Here is a 16,645-nt window from a genome sequence, read left to right on the forward strand (position 1 = left end):
TAGAAGGAAAGAAGGAGTACCTAGGGAGGAAGTTGTGATTAGGATATAATGTTATAGATAGAGTTGGTACTGTAAAACCCTGAAAGGTGGAGACATAGACCGTATTTCTATCATCTATTTCCGGGCAAAAGATCGACTAACGACTAATTCAAGTAATTAGTAAAGAGATAGCATTCTAGCGATAGTCTTTCTGGAGTGTTCGACGGCAAAACTCCGCCAAACACGCTGAGGACGCCAGTTTTTCCCGGAACGTCAAAGAAAAGTTCTTTGTCGAAAGAACCCTCAGCTATAATCTCTGATTTAGATGGGGTGCGTTCAAAAAAGGTAAAGTGCACTGTCACTCACCCCCAATTTAAAAGGGGTTTCCAAACATCCCACAAGCTTATATGAGGAGACTACATATCTATGCCCCAGCTTGAGGCCAGCCCAACAATTGACTTTCAAACCGAAACTTACAAAGATGCTTACAGCCGCATCAACGCCATTGTGATTGAAGGCGAACAAGAAGCTCACGACAATTACCTGACACTGGCCGAACTGTTGGCTGACAAAAAAGCAGAGTTAGTTGGCTTGTCCAAGATGGAGAACCGCCACATGAAAGGCTTCCAAGCTTGTGGCCGGAATCTTAAAGTCACGCCGGACATGGCATTTGCCAAGCAGTTCTTTTCGGAATTGCACAAAAACTTCCAGACGGCCGCGGCCCAAGGTCAGATTGTAACTTGCTTGTTGATTCAATCGCTAATTATCGAGTGTTTTGCGATCGCAGCTTACAACATCTACATCCCCGTCGCCGATGACTTTGCTCGCAAAATCACCGAAGGCGTCGTCAAAGAAGAATACACCCACCTCAACTTTGGGGAAGTCTGGCTGCAAGCTCACTTTGAGGAATCCAAAGCCGAACTCGAAGCCGCCAACCGCCAAAACCTGCCCATCATCTGGAGACTGCTAAACTCGGTCGCAGACGATGCTCGCGTTTTGGGAATGGAAAAAGACGCTTTAATCGAAGACTTTATGATTGCCTACGGCGAAGCCCTAGGCAACATAGGCTTTAACAACCGCGATATCATGCGGATGTCAGCACAAGGTCTCGCAGCCTAGTTAATTCGGAAATAAGGAATGGGAAAAAAATTAAAAATTAAAAATTAAAAATGGGATACCTCATTTTAAAATATACATTTTTAATCTTCCCATCTTCCCATCTTCCCATCTTCCCATCTTCAATCTTCAATCTTCCTTCATTTGACAACTTAATGTTTGGTCTAATCGGTCACTTAACCAGCTTAGAACACGCCCAATCAGTAGCTAACGAGCTGGGCTATCCAGAATATGCCGATCAAGGTCTCGATTTTTGGTGCAGCGCACCGCCCCAAATAGTTGATCAGATCACGGTAACAAGCATCACTGGACAAAAAATAGAAGGCCGCTATGTGGAGTCCTGTTTTCTGCCAGAAATGCTAGCCACTCGCCGGATTAAAGCAGCCACTCGCAAAATCCTTAATGCGATGGCACACGCTCAAAAAAACGGGATTAACATCACTGCTTTAGGCGGCTTTTCTTCGATCATTTTTGAGACTTTCAACTTGCAGCAAATTAAGCAAATTCGCAATCTCAAGTTGGAGTTTGAACGCTTCACCACTGGTAACACTCACACGGCTTACATCCTCTGCCGCCAAGTAGAAGAAGCAGCCCCTAAATTGGGGATTGAACTTTCAAAAGCTACTGTAGCGGTTTGCGGTGCTACGGGGGATATTGGCAGTGCGGTGTGTCGCTGGCTCAATGTTAAAACAAATGTAGCAGAATTGTTGCTGATTGCCCGCGACAAAGAACGATTGCAAGATTTGCAATCGGAATTGGGGCGAGGCAAAATTATGGACTTGGAAGAAGCCCTCCCCCAAGCGGATATTGTAGTCTGGGTAGCCAGTATGCCCAAGGGAGTAGAAATTGACCCTAAGACATTGAAGCAACCCTGTTTATTGATTGACGGTGGCTATCCGAAAAATCTGGCAACTCAGGTTCAGCATCCAGAAATTTACGTACTCAATGGCGGCATTGTGGAGCATTCCCTCGATATTGAGTGGAAAATTATGAAGATTGTCAATATGGATGTGCCGGGTCGACAGTTGTTTGCCTGTTTTGCTGAATCAATGCTGCTGGAATTTGAAAAAATGTATACCAATTTTTCTTGGGGACGGAATCAAATTACAGTGGAGAAGATGGAGCAAATCGGTCATATTTCTGTCAAGCACGGTTTCAGACCTTTATTAATGTCAGTTTGATGTGATTTGTTGTGGTTATTGGTTATTGAGGAAAGTTTTTCTGATAATAACCAGTAACTTTTTTTATACAGTTAATAGTGAATTTTTAACAGTTAACTATTAACATTAGATCCGATCGCACAACCCGAAGAAAAGTAGTTTGTAGTTCGGAACCAGCGGATGTGATTGGTGGCAATAGTTTGTCTTGAATTCTTCTGATATTTGATGGTTGGCGACAAAATGTAATATAGACAGGGCTGTTACAGCTTCCGAATGGGTGAGTTCGATCGCGCTGGTGTCGCTTTTTGGACTGGGGAACAGTTCAGCAGGGTTAGGCCTTTTGTGGCGGTGGGGAACCCAGGGGCGCGGGGAAAGAGGGGCGTAAAAATCAGCAGCAAGCAAAAATAGTGTAGCAAAAAACGAGGCTCCAGCCTCTGGTTTTCAACAAGCTTAGTAAGCCAAGCATAATTCAAAATTTAAAACTTCCAAATTTCCCCTCTTTTTCAGCATCCCCTGACAGGGTAGGATCTGGAAATAGTCGATCGACAAAACCTGACAAAACCTTATAGAAATTATCAGCGTGCCAAACCCAGACCGTAAACCCTTACTCTTAGATTTTGAAAAGCCCCTGGCCGAACTCGAAACCCGAATTCACCAGATTCGCGAACTCGCCGCAGAAAACAGCGTCGATGTCACCGACGAAATTCGCAAACTCGAAGCTCGCTCAGCCCAACTGCGACAAGAAATCTTCAGCAGCTTGTCCCCCATGCAGCGGCTGCAACTGGCCCGTCACCCGCGCCGCCCCAGCACCCTCGATTACATTCAGGCAATTAGCGACGAGTGGATCGAGCTTCACGGCGATCGGCGCGGCGGAGACGACCCGGCCCTCGTCGGCGGAATTGCCCGCATAGACGGGCGTCCCACAGTCATCATCGGCCATCAAAAAGGGCGCGACACTAAAGACAATATCGCCCGCAACTTCGGCATGGCTGCTCCCGGTGGCTATCGCAAAGCCCTGCGGTTGATGGAACACGCCGATCGCTTCGGAATGCCAATTTTCACCTTTATCGACACTCCGGGGGCTTGGGCGGGCTTAGAAGCAGAACAGCTCGGACAGGGAGAGGCGATCGCCTGTAACCTCCGAGAAATGTTTCGCCTCGACGTTCCCATTATTTGCACCGTCATCGGCGAAGGCGGTTCCGGCGGCGCATTGGGTATCGGTGTCGGCGAGCGGCTGTTGATGCTGGAACATTCCGTCTACACCGTCGCCACTCCCGAAGCTTGCGCGGCGATTCTCTGGAAAGACTCTGGCAAAGCGAACTTGGCCGCAGAAGCCCTGAAAATTACTTCCTGGGATTTGAAAAACCTCGGCGTTCTCGATCAAATAGTACCAGAGCCGATCGGCGGCGCTCACTCGAATCCCCTCAAAGCTGCGTCCATACTCAAACAAGCTTTGTTAGAAAACTTAGCAGAACTAACCCAGCTTACGGGTCAGCAGCGACGCGATCTCCGGTATCAAAAGTTTCGCCACATCGGTGTATTCACTGAAATTGCGGCTTGAGCTGATCGATTCAGAGTTATCGGTTATGAGTGAAAATCTCTTAACTTCCAACTCATAAGTGATAACTCACCAGTCACTATTCTGCGAATCAATCAGCAGTGTTATAATTTCTCAGGTGACACCGGCTTAACAGTTCTTAATGTTGATCTCATAATTAACTGTGATCACCCGCAGCAGACAGCTTTCTAATTTGGCGAAGAAGGCTGCAACGCTTGAGGGACTTGCCGAGCGAAAGTATTAGGACACTGAATGAACCATCCCACAACAAAGCAGGCTCTGATTACCGGAGCCAGCAGCGGTATTGGCAAAGCGACGGCTCTAGCGTTCGCCGCCGAGGGCATAAATCTGGCCTTAGTTAGCCGAGAGTCGGAAAACTTAGAAGCCGTTGCCGCAGCAGCCCGAGCAGTCGGAGTGAAAGCAGAAGCTTATCCCTTAGACTTGGCAAAAATTGAGCAAGTGCAAAGCAGCATCAGCGCGATCGCAGCTCAATTCGGCCCCGTAGATATCCTGGTCAACAGCGCTGGTATGGGCTACACCGGCTCTTTGACGGAAACGCCGCTAGCCGAGTGGCAGAGCGTTTTAGACCTCAATCTAACTAGCGTTTGGCAGTGCATTTTAGGAGTTTTGCCCTCCATGCGCGATCGCCGATCGGGAATCATCATCAACGTTTCCTCGATCGCCGGCACCCAAGCCTTCCCCAACTGGGGAGCCTACTGCGTTAGCAAATTCGGTCTCATGGCTTTGTCTAAAACCTTAGCCGCCGAAGAACGAGCTCACGGAATTCGCGTAACAGCAATCTGTCCGGGTTCTGTCAACACTCCCCTGTGGGACACAGACACCGTAGACGCCGACTTCGATCGCACCGCCATGTTAACCCCAGAAATCGTCGCCCAATCAATTCTGCACGCAGTTCAGTTGCCAGCAAGTGCAGTAGTTGAAGAAATCACCCTCATGTCCAACGCAGGAGTTTTGTGAACTTGAGATTTTAGACTGCTGGATTTTTCTCGAATTCAACAATCTTTGAATCTCTAGCTATATCCCCCAATCGAAAATTGATTCACCCTCACACCAACTTGTTATGACAATTGCATCTTCCGCCGATTCCAATGGCTCGAACTCACTCTCGACTGACAGCATGAAACTGTTACAAACCGCAGAGAACAACTCCCCGCGCATCCCCACTCGACCCGATCGCAATTCCTCCCACGGTCAAGAATCCCACATACCCGTACCCTCAGAAGTAGGCCAAGAAGAAATGATGGCCGCCGTTCGGACAATTCTGCTGGGAGTAGGAGAAGATCCTGAACGGGAAGGATTGCTCAAAACCCCGAAGCGGGTAGCAGAAGCAATGCGGTTTCTCACCAGCGGCTACAGTCAATCCCTCGAAGAACTTCTTAACGGCGCTATCTTTGACGAAGGTCACAACGAAATGGTACTGGTGCGAGACATCAGCGTATTCAGTATGTGCGAACACCATATGCTGCCGTTTATGGGCCGAGTTCACATCGCTTACATTCCCAACCAAAAAGTAGTGGGACTGAGCAAATTAGCCCGAATTGCCGAGATGTACAGCCGCCGATTGCAGGTGCAAGAACGTTTGACGCGCCAAATTGCCGAAGCAGTTGAGACAATATTGGAACCGCAGGGAGTAGCTGTAGTAATGGAAGCCAGCCATATGTGCATGACGATGCGGGGTGTGCAAAAACCCGGTGCTTGGACGGTTACGAGTGCCATGTTGGGCGTGTTTCAAGAAGAACAGAAAACTCGCGAAGAATTCCTGAATTTGATCCGCCACCAACCGGCTTTCTTTTAGTCATTAGTCATTAGTCATTAGTCATTAGTCATTAGTCAATCACTTTTTGGGTGGTGGCTAGCAATTAAGCAATTTGGTCACTAGCCCCCAGATTCATCCGCAGTCGCAATCTAAAATCTAAAATCTAAAATCAGATGACGATCGACTGATAAACCCATAAAATAGACGGGTGACTCATGACTTGTGACTAAATGAATCCTATTAAATTCGGTACAGATGGCTGGCGCGGTATCATTGCTGACGATTTTACATTCGATCGCGTAGCGTTAGTCGCTCCCCTAGCGGCACAAGTTCTCGCACAAACTGGTGGTAGCGATGGCAGCAGCGGTACCGTAATTGTCGGTCACGACCGTCGATTTCTGGCTGAAGAATTTGCCCAAACAGCGGCTATTGCCATCCAAAACGCAGGATTTGACGTGCTACTTAGCGAATCCTACGCCCCCACTCCAGCTTTCAGTTTAGCTGCCAAACAATTAAATGCTTTGGGTGCGATCGTCCTGACAGCCAGCCACAATCCCGGAGCATATTTAGGGTTAAAAGTCAAGGGCGGATTTGGCGGTTCAGTTTCGCCCGAAGTTACTCAACAGATAGAAGCAAAACTCGAAAATCCGGCGGCAATTTCAGCAACTCCGGGAAAATTAGAGAATTTCAATCCTTGGCCGGCTTACTGCAAAACCTTGCGGGAAATGGTAGATATTGATGCGATTAAAGAAGCGATCGCCAGCGCCAAAATTACAGTATTTGTAGATGTAATGCACGGTGCCGCCGCCGGAGGATTAGGTCAAATTTTAGAAGAAACGGTACATGAAGTCAACAGCGATCGAGATCCGCTGTTTGGCGGCGGTGCACCGGAACCTTTGCCGCGCTACCTGTCGCAGTTATTTCGGGTGATGCGTACTCACCAGCGAAAAAGTTCTGGTTTGTCAATCGGATTTGTATTTGACGGAGATAGCGATCGAATTGCAGCAGTTGACTCTAGCGGCAACTTCCTCAGTTCACAAATCCTAGTTCCCATATTAATCGAACATTTAGCAAAACGGCGCGGCTTGACCGGGGAAGTCATCAAAACAGTCAGCGGTTCAGACATAATTCCCAAAATTGCCAAGCTGTACAACTTGCCATTATTTGAAACGCCGATCGGTTACAAGTATATAGCCGATCGAATGTTAACCACTCAAGTCTTAGTCGGCGGTGAAGAATCGGGAGGAATTGGCTACGGTACACACATCCCCGAACGAGATGCTTTACTGTCAGCGCTGTACTTGTTAGAAGCAGTTGTCAAATCCGGGGAAGACTTAAGCGAAATTTACAGCCGACTGCAACAAGAAACCAGCTTTACTTCAGCGTATGACAGAATCGACTTGCACCTAGCAAACATGGAAGAAAGGTCGCGTTTGCTGTCCCTGCTGCAAAATCAACCCTTAACAGAAATCGCCGGCAAAGCAGTTGTAGATTGCAACAAAGTTGACGGATATAAATTCCGTTTAGCCGACGGAAGTTGGCTGTTAATTCGGTTTAGCGGAACAGAACCCGTGTTGCGGCTGTACTCAGAAGCAGCGACATTGAAAGAAGTTATGCAAAACTTAAACTGGGCGAAGAGTTGGGCGCATAATTAATCGGAGTTTTCAACCGCAGATAAACGCAGATAAAAATAGCTCAAATACTATCAGCGTTAATCAGTGTTCATCCGCCGATATCTGCGGTCAAAAAATCCCATTATTTCCCAGCCTACAAGTAACCGACTCCCAACCAGAAACAATATAACTTATTTGCGATCGTGCGACGTTTTTTTTGTTAATATCAAGCCGTAAGTTTTAATTGAAATAATGATCGATCGCAAATTGCTAGTTGTAGCTACGGGCAATCCGGGTAAACTCAAGGAAATGCAAGTTTATCTTCAGGATTTGGGATGGGAATTGGAACTAAAACCGGAAGAGTTGGAAATTGAGGAAACAGGCGAAACTTTTATTGCTAATGCTTGCTTGAAGGCGTCTGAAGTGGCAAAAGCAACGGGCAAATGGTCGATCGCCGATGATTCTGGTTTAATGGTAGATGCACTCGACGGCCAACCTGGGATTTACTCCGCACGCTACGGGAAAACCGATGCTGACAGGATATCTCGACTTCTCAAAGAATTGGGTAGCGAACAAAACCGGGAAGCACAATTTGTTTGCGCGATCGCGATCGCCCGTCCCGACGGTACAATTGCCTTGCAAGTAGAAGGAATTTGCCGAGGCGAAATCCTCCACACTCCTCGCGGTACGGGAGGTTTCGGATATGACCCCATTTTCTACGTACCCGCACAGCAACAGACTTTTGCAGAAATGACAGCGGATATCAAGCGATCGCACTCTCACCGCGGCCGAGCCTTCCATGCTCTCATACCACAATTGGCGAACGTTGTCAACCAATAATGAGAAAAAAGCTAAAAAATGGGGTTACTGTGGCATTGGATATTGACACTTAGGTATCAAAACTAAACAGGAAAGAGGTTTTTCGTTGGCAATGACAGTTACCAATGCCCAATGCCCTGTTTGGCCAATGCCCAATGCCCAATGCCCCAGTATCTTAGATTGCCTCCAAGTTCTTTTCCCCAGTCCGAATCCGAATAATTTGTTCTACAGGAGAGATGAAAATCTTGCCGTCGCCAATCTCGCCCGTGCGGGAAGCCGCGATAATTTTATCAACCACCATGTCAACCTGATCGTTTTCCACAACAATCTCCACCTTGAGCTTTTGCAAGAACTCAACGGTGTACTCAGAACCACGATAGCGTTCTGTCATACCCTTCTGACGGCCAAAACCTCTAACTTCAGAAACAGTCATCCCCACAATACCAGCATTGACGAGTGCGATTTTCACTTCGTCTAGTTTAAAGGGGCGAATAATAGCTTCAACCTTTTTCAAGTTTCTCACTCCTAACAGTTAGTACCTTCGTTATATTACTTAATCGGCGTGACATCTTTTAATATCACTGCCAGCAGCAAGTATTTTGTCAAGTATATTACCGTATCTTGTACTCGCGATGAAATGCACGCCAACCTTTAACAATCTTCTCGGATTTTCCGGCGGCGCGGGTTCTCGGCTCCGGCCGATCGCGGTAGAGTTAAGAAAGACAGCAGCAGGCGTCCCCCGCCGATCTGCTAAAACAGAAAAAGAACGCAGGAGACAGGAGTTTTCCGAGTTTCCGCTTTGCTATGTCAGATTTGCACATATTGCTGAAAACTATAATTGCCAGAGGCGGTCAGTTAAACTATTCCTATGCACCCAGCCAGCCCTCCCCCTGACCGCAGCGGGCTTGATGCCCTACTGAGAAATCGCCCCTTCCTCGCCTTGTGGACGGGCCAGTTATTGGCCCAAGTGGCGGATAAAATCTTTTACGTATTGCTGATTATTCTGCTGAAAACCGGCGACTACCGACCCTGGCCGGTTTCTTGGCAACATTCGGAAAATTCTATGCTGTCAGCGGTGATGATCGCCTACACCGTGCCAGCGATCGTCTTTGGTTCCGTAGCCGGTATCGTGGTAGACCGCTTTTCCAAAAAGCAAATGCTGGTCGCCTGCAACGTGATTCGAGCCGCGTTGATTGTAGCTTTGCCGTTTTTGCCCAAAGCTTTTGTGGTTTTGTTGACGATGACGTTTTTGATCTCTACCGTAACGCAATTTTTTGCTCCTGCAGAAGCGGCAGCCGTCCCCCTAGCCGTGGGGCGAGAGGGACTGATGTCGGCAAATGCTCTGTTCGCCTCGTCCACCATGGGCGGGATTATTATCGGGATGACGATCGGCGAACCGCTGTTTAGTTGGGTCAAACACAGCTTCGGATCAGCTTCTCAAGAGTTTTTGCTGGGCGGGTTGTACCTGATCTCAGCAGGTTTGATATATGCTATGCAGATCAAAGAAGGTCATGCCGGCAGCAGTGGCAAAAACGTTCATCCTTGGCAAGACCTCAAGGAAGGTTTGCGGTATGTGAAACACAATCACCTTGTCAGCAACGCGATGGTGCAGTTGACCATTTTGTATTCGGTGTTTGCGGCGCTTCAGGTGCTGGCGATCGCGCTTTCAGGCAAAATAGGTCTCAAAGAAACTCAATTTGGCTTTTTGCTCGCTGCTGCGGGAATTGGAATGGTCTTCGGTGCAGCCTTTTTAGGACACTGGGGTCATCGAATGCACCACAAACCTCTGCCTTTAATCGGTTTCTTGATGATGGGTTTTGTATTGGCAATGTTTGCCTTTACTCGACAGTTATGGGTGGGATTCGGATTGAGCGCTCTGTTCGGTTTTGGTGCTTCCTTAATTAACGGCCCGATGCAAGCTCTGATTCAAGAAAAAACTCCAGAATCTATGCGGGGCAAAGTCTTTGGATTTGAGAACAATGCGATTAATATTGCTCTGAGCCTGCCTTTAGCGATTACTGGCCCTCTGACGGATGCTGTCAGCAAAGCCGTCGGCTCGGATGACCTCGGCTTGCGGATCGTGTTGCTGAGTTTGGGCTTTTTGGTTTCGGTGATGGGAATGGCAGCTTGGAAACATACTCGCAAAGTCTTGCAGGATGTTCTGTAAACTTTGCAAAGAAGGAAGTTCGGCAACGAGCAATGTACGGGATGTAACCGATGTAACGGATGTCAGTCCGATGGCAGTCGGAAGTTCGGCAACGAGCAATGTACGGGATGCAACCGATGTCAGTCCGATGGAAGAAGGAAGAAGGAAGATAGAAGAGGGGATGGGTGTCAACTTAAGGTCAAATGTAGTACCGAGCTACTGTTTGACGATGATTGTCCATATCCCCTGATAGTGGGAGGGAACCAGAGCATTCTCTTTAGTTTCCCTTCTTAACGGGAATAGGAGCGGGATCAAGACTCGCGTCTAAACAAGATTTATCAAGGGTTTTAGGCGAGTGTTGACACCAATGGGAAGAGGGAATATGGCTTTCTTTTCGCGATCGATCGATAACATAGCAACCGCCCTGATGATTAGGACGTTCTTAATTGCTGAAAGGATTGTTTTTATTGTCGAAGGCCGCAGAACGAATACTATACAAGCGTCATATAGCGGTAAACCGGCATAGAAGCCGCGATTTCCTCTGTTTCTTTTCTTCCTGTGGTGTTCCACAATGTCTCGATCGGGCGAACCCTCTGCGATCGCGAAATCTTTTGTAAAATCTCACCACTTAAATTTTCCTAGTTTCATTAATTGAGATTAAAGTAGTATAAAAGCTTTCATTAAAAATCATAATTAGTTTAAGGAAGGAAATACTGTGCAACTAAAAACTAAAGTGACCATCAAGCGTGCAACTGGTGGATTTGCTCTGATTGACAGCTTGATCCGCCACGGCGTCAAGCATATTTTTGGTTATCCCGGCGGTGCAATTCTGCCGCTTTACGACGAACTCTACCGCGCCGAAGAAACTGGCGCTATCAAACATATTCTGGTGCGCCACGAACAAGGCGCTGCTCACGCGGCTGACGGATACGCCCGCGCTACGGGCAAAGTTGGGGTTTGTTTTGCTACTTCGGGCCCGGGCGCCACTAATTTGGTAACAGGGATTGCGACGGCCCACATGGATTCGATCCCGATGGTAATTATTACCGGTCAGGTGCCCCGTCCGGCGATCGGCACTGATGCGTTTCAGGAAACAGATATTTACGGGATTACCCTGCCAATTGTCAAGCATTCCTATGTAGTGCGCGACCCCAGAGATATGGCGCGAATTGTGGCAGAAGCTTTCCACATCGCGAGTACAGGGCGGCCGGGGCCTGTTTTGGTTGATGTACCCAAGGATGTGGGTTTGGAAGAATTTGACTATCTGCCCGTGGAACCCGGAGCAGTGAGAATTCCGGGCTACCGGCCGACGGTGAAGGGAAATCCTCGGCAAATTAATCAAGCAATCTATTTGCTGCAGGAAGCAAAGCGTCCTTTGCTTTATGTGGGTGGCGGGGCGATCGCAGCCGGGGCCCACGAGGAAATTAAGGAACTCGCCGAACTTTTCCAATTGCCGGTCACGACAACGCTGATGGGCAAAGGTTCTTTTGACGAAAACCATCCTTTGTCGGTGAAAATGCTGGGGATGCACGGCACTGCTTACGCTAATTTTGCCGTTACCGAGTGCGATTTGCTGATCGCTGTAGGGGCGAGGTTTGACGATCGCGTGACGGGCAAATTAGACGAGTTTGCCGCGCGCGCAAAGGTGATTCACATCGATATCGACCCGGCGGAAGTAGGCAAAAATCGCGGCCCTGACGTGCCGATTGTCGGAGATGTCCGCCAAGTTTTGCTCGATTTGCTGCGTCGCTGTCGGGAAACTGGAGTTTCGGGGAAAACCGGACAGACTGGGGAATGGCTGCACAGGATCGATCAGTGGAAACAGGACTATCCGTTAGTGGTGCCTCATTACCCAGACATTTTGTCTCCGCAAGAGGTGATTTCTCAGTTGGCTACCCAAGCGCCGGATGCTTACTACACAACAGATGTCGGTCAACATCAAATGTGGTCGGCTCAATTCTTGAACAACGGGCCGCGCCGCTGGATTTCGAGCGCTGGTTTGGGCACGATGGGTTTCGGGGTGCCTGCGGCGATGGGCGCGAAAATGGCCCTACCCGATGAGCAAGTGATTTGTATTGCTGGCGATGCTAGCGTGCAAATGAATATTCAAGAGCTGGGAACACTAACACAATACGGCATTAATGTCAAGATTGTGATTGTAAATAACGGCTGGCAAGGCATGGTGCGGCAGTGGCAGCAGGCGTTCTACGGGGAGCGTTATTCGTCGTCGAATATGACTGTAGGGATGCCGGATTTTGTGATGCTGGCTGAAGCTTACGGCGTGAAGGGGATGCTGGTTTCGCGGCCGGAGGAACTTAAAGATGCGATCGCTCAAATGCTCGCTCACGACGGCCCGGTGCTGATGAACGTGAAGGTGACGAGGGACGAAAACTGCTATCCGATGGTAGTTCCGGGTAAGAGCAACGCTCAAATGGTTGGTTTGCCCGATCGTAGCAAGTTGCAATCTGCGGAGTTGGTTTATTGTCCGAGTTGCGGCGCTAAGAATGTTTCCACCAATAACTTTTGTCCTGAGTGCGGGACAAAAGTTTAAGTAGAGACAATGCCTTGTCTGGCAGGAGTTTAAACCCCTGCCAAGCTTTCGGGTGAAGCGGTTTTTCGGGTTAAGTTTACACGCTTTGGGCAATGCGATGTCCTTACCCCGATCGGCTGTTTCACATTTAACACCATCTCCGCTGGCATCGCATCGAGAGCTTTAACCTGTAATCTCTAAGCATATTTTATGAGCCAGTGTCTAAACCCTGATTGCCTATTCCAAAACCCCTCTGGCTCTAAAAAATTCTGTCAAAAATGTGGGAATAAACTGCTATTGGGCGATCGCTACGGAGCCCAAAAAATTATTGGACAAGGGGGATTTGGGCGCACTTTTCTAGCTATTGACGAGTATAAACCATCAAAACCTTCCTGCGTTATTAAACAATTCTACCCCCAACTTCAACGCACTTCTAGTATCCAGAAAGCTGCTGAGTTATTTGATCTCGAAGCAGTACGCCTAGAACAGTTGGGTAAACATTCTCAAATTCCCGACTTATTAGCATATTTTAGTCAAGATGGACGGCAGTATTTAGTCCAAGAATTCATCGACGGTGAAAATTTAGCCGAAGCACTAGAATCTAAGGGATATTTTAGCGAAAGGCAGATTCGCGACTTGCTTAATAATTTATTGCCAGTATTCGAGTTCATTCATTCCCGCCATGTTATTCACCGAGATATCAAGCCAGAAAATATTATTTTTCGGCAAGATGGGCAACTGGTTTTAGTTGACTTTGGAGCCGCGAAATATGCGACACAAACGGCTCTAGCGGTAACGGGAACGAGGATCGGGACGGCTGGATATACGGCACCAGAACAAGCCAACGGCAAAGCTATTCATGCTAGTGATATTTATAGTCTGGGTGTGACTTGTCTGTGTCTGTTAACTCAGGTTGAGCCGATTGATTTATTCGATGATAGCGAGTTTGAGTGGGTGTGGCGAGAACACTTAAAAACATCTGTCAGTTCGGAACTGGGTCAGGTTTTAGATAAAATGATACAACCTGCTATTAAGAAACGTTATCAATCTGCTACTGAAGTTTTGCAGGCTCTTGGTACTCAATCACCTCAATTATCAGCTCAAACACCTCCACCGGCACCGCCACCAGACTCGCTTAAATCAGCGCAGGGTGTTGACTATACTCGTCTCCGGGATTTATTGGCCACAGGGGAGTGGAAAGAGGCGGATCAGGAAACAATAAAGGTAATGCTGAAAGTAGCTAGACGGGAGAAGGAAGATTATTTTGATACGGGTTCAATTGATAATTTTCCTTGCGATGATTTGCGGACGATCGACCAGTTGTGGGTAAAATATAGTCAGGGTCGCTTTGGTTTTAGCGTCCAGAAAAAAATTTGGTTGGAAGTGGGCGGCAAAGTTGATTGGGATACTGAAAAGAAGTTAGGCGATCGTGTCGGTTGGCGAAAAGGAGGCAGTTGGTTGGACACAAAAAACCTAACTTATAATAAACAAGCACCTGTGGGCCACCTCCCTAGGCAACTGTGTGGGTGGTGGGGTGGGTTCCGGGGTTTGGGTGTGAAGTGGCGTTATGGTTCTTCTCTCGCATCGAGAAGTGTAAGCTGTAATCTATAGCGATTTCAGCCCTGTGTTAAGCCTTTTTTTAAGGATAGTTTTCTACGAAGTTATCGACTTTTCGTCATTTCAATACCTGCTAGTTACATTAATAATAAATGCCAATAAAAGTCAGAGATATCATTAAACAACTAGAGGCAGGATGCAAATAAACTTTGTGGTTTACTCAAAATAGGAAAATTCGCGGGAGTGGCAAATGAATCTTTATTTGGGAATAGATTTCGGCACCACGGGCGCGCGATCGACAATCATCGACTCCCAGGGTACAATCCATTGCGAGACAGAACATACTTTTGCCAACGCGCAACAGCCGGAATTGCCCTCAGCGTGGCAAAATGCGCTGTGGGCTGTAATTGACCAAATTCCCCCAGCAATCCGCAATCAGGTAAGGGCGATCGCCCTTGACGGCACATCTTCGACTGTCATGCTGTGCAATACCGACGGTATACCAGTATGCGAGCCGATTTTATACAATGATGCGCGCGGTGCAGCGGTGACAGAGAGGTTGCGGGCGATCGCGCCGGATAACCACACAGTATTAAGCGCTACATCCAGTCTGGCCAAACTCCTGTGGTGGCAGGAGGGCGGGCACGGGGACACCGCCCCTACCGTTTTCCTGCATCAAGCTGACTGGTTGGCATTTCTGCTGCACGGAAAATTGGGAATTAGCGACTATCACAATGCTTTGAAACTCGGTTTCGATGTTGATACTTTGTGCTATCCGAATTGGCTGACACAGGGAATTGCGGGCGCTGCAACTCCTGAATTGCCGCGAGTTGTCCCACCGGGTACGCCTGTGGGGGAAGTGAGAGCTCAAGTGGGCGATCGCTTCGGTTTTCCCCGAGATTGTATGATTTGTGCTGGCACAACCGATAGTATTGCCGCATTTTTAGCAAGCGGTGTCAATTTACCAGGGGAAGCAGTAACTTCTCTCGGTTCTACACTAGCAGTCAAACTGTTAAGTCATACCCGCGTAGATGATTCTAGATACGGGATTTACAGTCATAAATTAGGCGATTTGTGGTTAGTTGGAGGTGCTTCTAATACCGGAGGTGCCGTACTGCGACACTTTTTTACTGATGTTGAGTTAGATAATTATAGCAGACAAATTGAGCCAGAACAAGAGAGTTTGCTGGATTATTACCCATTGTTGAAAAAGGGCGATCGCTTTCCGATTAATGACCCGAATTTGCCGCCCAGACTCGAACCGCGTCCAACTGATTCAGTGGAATTTCTGCACGGTTTGCTAGAAAGCATAGCGCGGATTGAAGCGCGGGGATATCAATTATTGCAGGAGTTGGGTGCAACTCCTTTGACCAAAGTTTATACGGCTGGCGGCGGGGCGAAAAATTCGGTTTGGAGTGCGATTAGAAAGCGTTATTTAAAAGTCCCTGTTGAAACGCCAATTCATACTGCGGCTGCTTATGGAAGTGCGTTATTGGCGAAGCATGGAACGCTAATTTAAAGGTGGTAAATTTGGACTGATATCGCTATCGATTAAAACTAAAATGAGAGGAAGCAAACATTCTGATATATTGTGTTAAGTTGTTATCCCTAAAAATTAAGGACAATGGCAAAGCTACCTGATGACATCCTGAACACAATTTTCACATTGCAGCGGCGGCTAGTGGAAATCCTCAACGAAACAACCGCCACAGAATACATTTTAATGCAGCAGTTTGGCGAGACAGAAGCGACACTCCCCGAACTAGAATCCCTGGATAATGTTAAGGAAAGGTTGAGAAACCCTTACAATCGTTTGTACAGGCTTTTGCAGCAGGTAGCAGAATCTCAACCCGCTGCGAATGCGGATACGTTAAACTTTCTGTATAGAACGATAGAACAAACAGAGGCGGCTGTCGATGCCTCAGAAGCAACTATCCGAGAAATCAAAATGGATTGGAATTTGCCATGAATCAACAACCTAGAATCCCCGACGCTGAAACCAGAAAGCGACACGTTGAAAAGATGCGTGAAGTCTGCCAACAGCTTGACGCTTTGACTCTAAACCTGGATGAATTAATCGCCATATTTGAAGCTGATAACCGCCGCCAGCGTCGAGAACGTTTGGCGGGTAAATACAGGCGTGTGGAATCTCAGGTAGTCGAATAAGATATGAGATGTTGCATCATTCTTAATAAGTCTTTTATGAACAGGCTTTTCGGCCTGTTCCACAAAGAGTAAATTTTCTCGCTTCACAGACCGAAAAGCCTGTTAAGAGAGAAGGGTGCAAGATGTGAGATAAGATCGATCGAGGGGCTATTCCCTGCGGGAGAGTCTTGAATCATTTCTTTTGTGTCCCCTGAAGTTGGGACGCAAGGTTGTGTAGTAACCGT

General features: G+C 47.7%; 16 protein-coding genes. 14 read left to right on the forward strand and 2 right to left on the reverse strand.

Going from position 1 to position 16,645, the window contains the following annotated elements; all coding sequences use genetic code 11:
• Nucleotides 1–143 precede the first annotated feature (143 nt).
• Nucleotides 144–335: a hypothetical protein gene (locus QUA90_RS06490; RefSeq protein WP_333444476.1), complete on the reverse strand. Its 192-nt coding sequence runs from the start codon at nt 333–335 to the stop codon at nt 144–146.
• A 70-nt stretch (nt 336–405) separates the two neighbouring features.
• Between QUA90_RS06490 and QUA90_RS06495 the strand changes: the two genes are divergently transcribed.
• The 7 genes from QUA90_RS06495 (at nt 406) to rdgB (ending at nt 8,043) form a co-directional block, all read left to right on the forward strand.
• Nucleotides 406–1,098: an aldehyde oxygenase (deformylating) gene (locus QUA90_RS06495; RefSeq protein WP_333204074.1), complete on the forward strand. Its 693-nt coding sequence runs from the start codon at nt 406–408 to the stop codon at nt 1,096–1,098.
• A 152-nt stretch (nt 1,099–1,250) separates the two neighbouring features.
• Nucleotides 1,251–2,276, forward strand: coding sequence for a long-chain acyl-[acyl-carrier-protein] reductase (locus QUA90_RS06500; RefSeq protein ID WP_333080458.1), 1,026 nt, complete (start codon nt 1,251–1,253; stop codon nt 2,274–2,276).
• Between the two features lie 559 nt (nt 2,277–2,835).
• Complete coding sequence (gene accA, locus QUA90_RS06505; RefSeq protein WP_333080460.1) at nt 2,836–3,816, forward strand: acetyl-CoA carboxylase carboxyl transferase subunit alpha; 981 nt, start codon at nt 2,836–2,838, stop codon at nt 3,814–3,816.
• Between the two features lie 249 nt (nt 3,817–4,065).
• Nucleotides 4,066–4,791 carry an SDR family oxidoreductase gene (locus QUA90_RS06510; RefSeq protein WP_333385428.1) on the forward strand — a complete coding sequence of 242 codons (726 nt, stop codon included), beginning with the start codon at nt 4,066–4,068 and terminating at the stop codon, nt 4,789–4,791.
• Between the two features lie 103 nt (nt 4,792–4,894).
• Entirely contained in the window at nt 4,895–5,629 is a 735-nt protein-coding gene (gene folE / locus QUA90_RS06515) for a GTP cyclohydrolase I FolE (protein WP_333324340.1), read from the forward strand.
• A 191-nt stretch (nt 5,630–5,820) separates the two neighbouring features.
• The gene (locus QUA90_RS06520) at nt 5,821–7,245 is read left to right on the forward strand and encodes a phosphoglucomutase/phosphomannomutase family protein (protein ID WP_333444478.1); all 1,425 of its coding nucleotides are present in this window, start codon (nt 5,821–5,823) and stop codon (nt 7,243–7,245) included.
• Between the two features lie 210 nt (nt 7,246–7,455).
• Nucleotides 7,456–8,043 (forward strand): RdgB/HAM1 family non-canonical purine NTP pyrophosphatase, encoded by a 588-nt coding sequence (gene rdgB / locus QUA90_RS06525; protein ID WP_333385433.1) that lies wholly within the window; start codon nt 7,456–7,458, stop codon nt 8,041–8,043.
• 154 nt (nt 8,044–8,197) lie between these two features.
• Here rdgB and QUA90_RS06530 read toward each other — a convergent pair whose 3' ends face one another.
• The gene (locus tag QUA90_RS06530; RefSeq protein WP_006633346.1) at nt 8,198–8,536 is read right to left on the reverse strand and encodes a P-II family nitrogen regulator; all 339 of its coding nucleotides are present in this window, start codon (nt 8,534–8,536) and stop codon (nt 8,198–8,200) included.
• A gap of 354 nt (nt 8,537–8,890) precedes the next feature.
• Here QUA90_RS06530 and QUA90_RS06535 point away from each other — a divergent pair, with 354 nt between their 5' ends.
• The 7 genes from QUA90_RS06535 (at nt 8,891) to QUA90_RS06565 (ending at nt 16,421) form a co-directional block, all read left to right on the forward strand.
• Nucleotides 8,891–10,189 carry an MFS transporter gene (locus tag QUA90_RS06535; RefSeq protein ID WP_333324346.1) on the forward strand — a complete coding sequence of 433 codons (1,299 nt, stop codon included), beginning with the start codon at nt 8,891–8,893 and terminating at the stop codon, nt 10,187–10,189.
• On the forward strand, nt 10,179–10,418 hold the full coding sequence (locus QUA90_RS06540) for a hypothetical protein (RefSeq protein ID WP_333444480.1): 240 nt from the start codon (nt 10,179–10,181) through the stop codon (nt 10,416–10,418). The genes QUA90_RS06535 and QUA90_RS06540 overlap by 11 nt, the downstream gene beginning before the upstream one ends.
• Nucleotides 10,419–10,883: 465 nt before the next feature.
• Nucleotides 10,884–12,719 (forward strand): biosynthetic-type acetolactate synthase large subunit, encoded by a 1,836-nt coding sequence (gene ilvB / locus QUA90_RS06545; RefSeq protein WP_333324350.1) that lies wholly within the window; start codon nt 10,884–10,886, stop codon nt 12,717–12,719.
• Between the two features lie 189 nt (nt 12,720–12,908).
• The gene (locus QUA90_RS06550) at nt 12,909–14,309 is read left to right on the forward strand and encodes a serine/threonine-protein kinase (RefSeq protein ID WP_333444482.1); all 1,401 of its coding nucleotides are present in this window, start codon (nt 12,909–12,911) and stop codon (nt 14,307–14,309) included.
• Nucleotides 14,310–14,505: 196 nt separating this feature from the next.
• Nucleotides 14,506–15,774 (forward strand): FGGY-family carbohydrate kinase, encoded by a 1,269-nt coding sequence (locus QUA90_RS06555; RefSeq protein ID WP_333444484.1) that lies wholly within the window; start codon nt 14,506–14,508, stop codon nt 15,772–15,774.
• Nucleotides 15,775–15,879: 105 nt separating this feature from the next.
• Nucleotides 15,880–16,224 carry a hypothetical protein gene (locus QUA90_RS06560; RefSeq protein ID WP_333324358.1) on the forward strand — a complete coding sequence of 115 codons (345 nt, stop codon included), beginning with the start codon at nt 15,880–15,882 and terminating at the stop codon, nt 16,222–16,224.
• The gene (locus QUA90_RS06565; protein ID WP_015174854.1) at nt 16,221–16,421 is read left to right on the forward strand and encodes a hypothetical protein; all 201 of its coding nucleotides are present in this window, start codon (nt 16,221–16,223) and stop codon (nt 16,419–16,421) included. Before QUA90_RS06560 ends, QUA90_RS06565 begins: the two co-directional genes overlap by 4 nt.
• Nucleotides 16,422–16,645 lie beyond the last annotated feature (224 nt).

Source organism: Microcoleus sp. D3_18_C4 (genome assembly GCF_036702355.1).
Taxonomy (GTDB): Bacteria; Cyanobacteriota; Cyanobacteriia; order Cyanobacteriales; family Microcoleaceae; genus Microcoleus.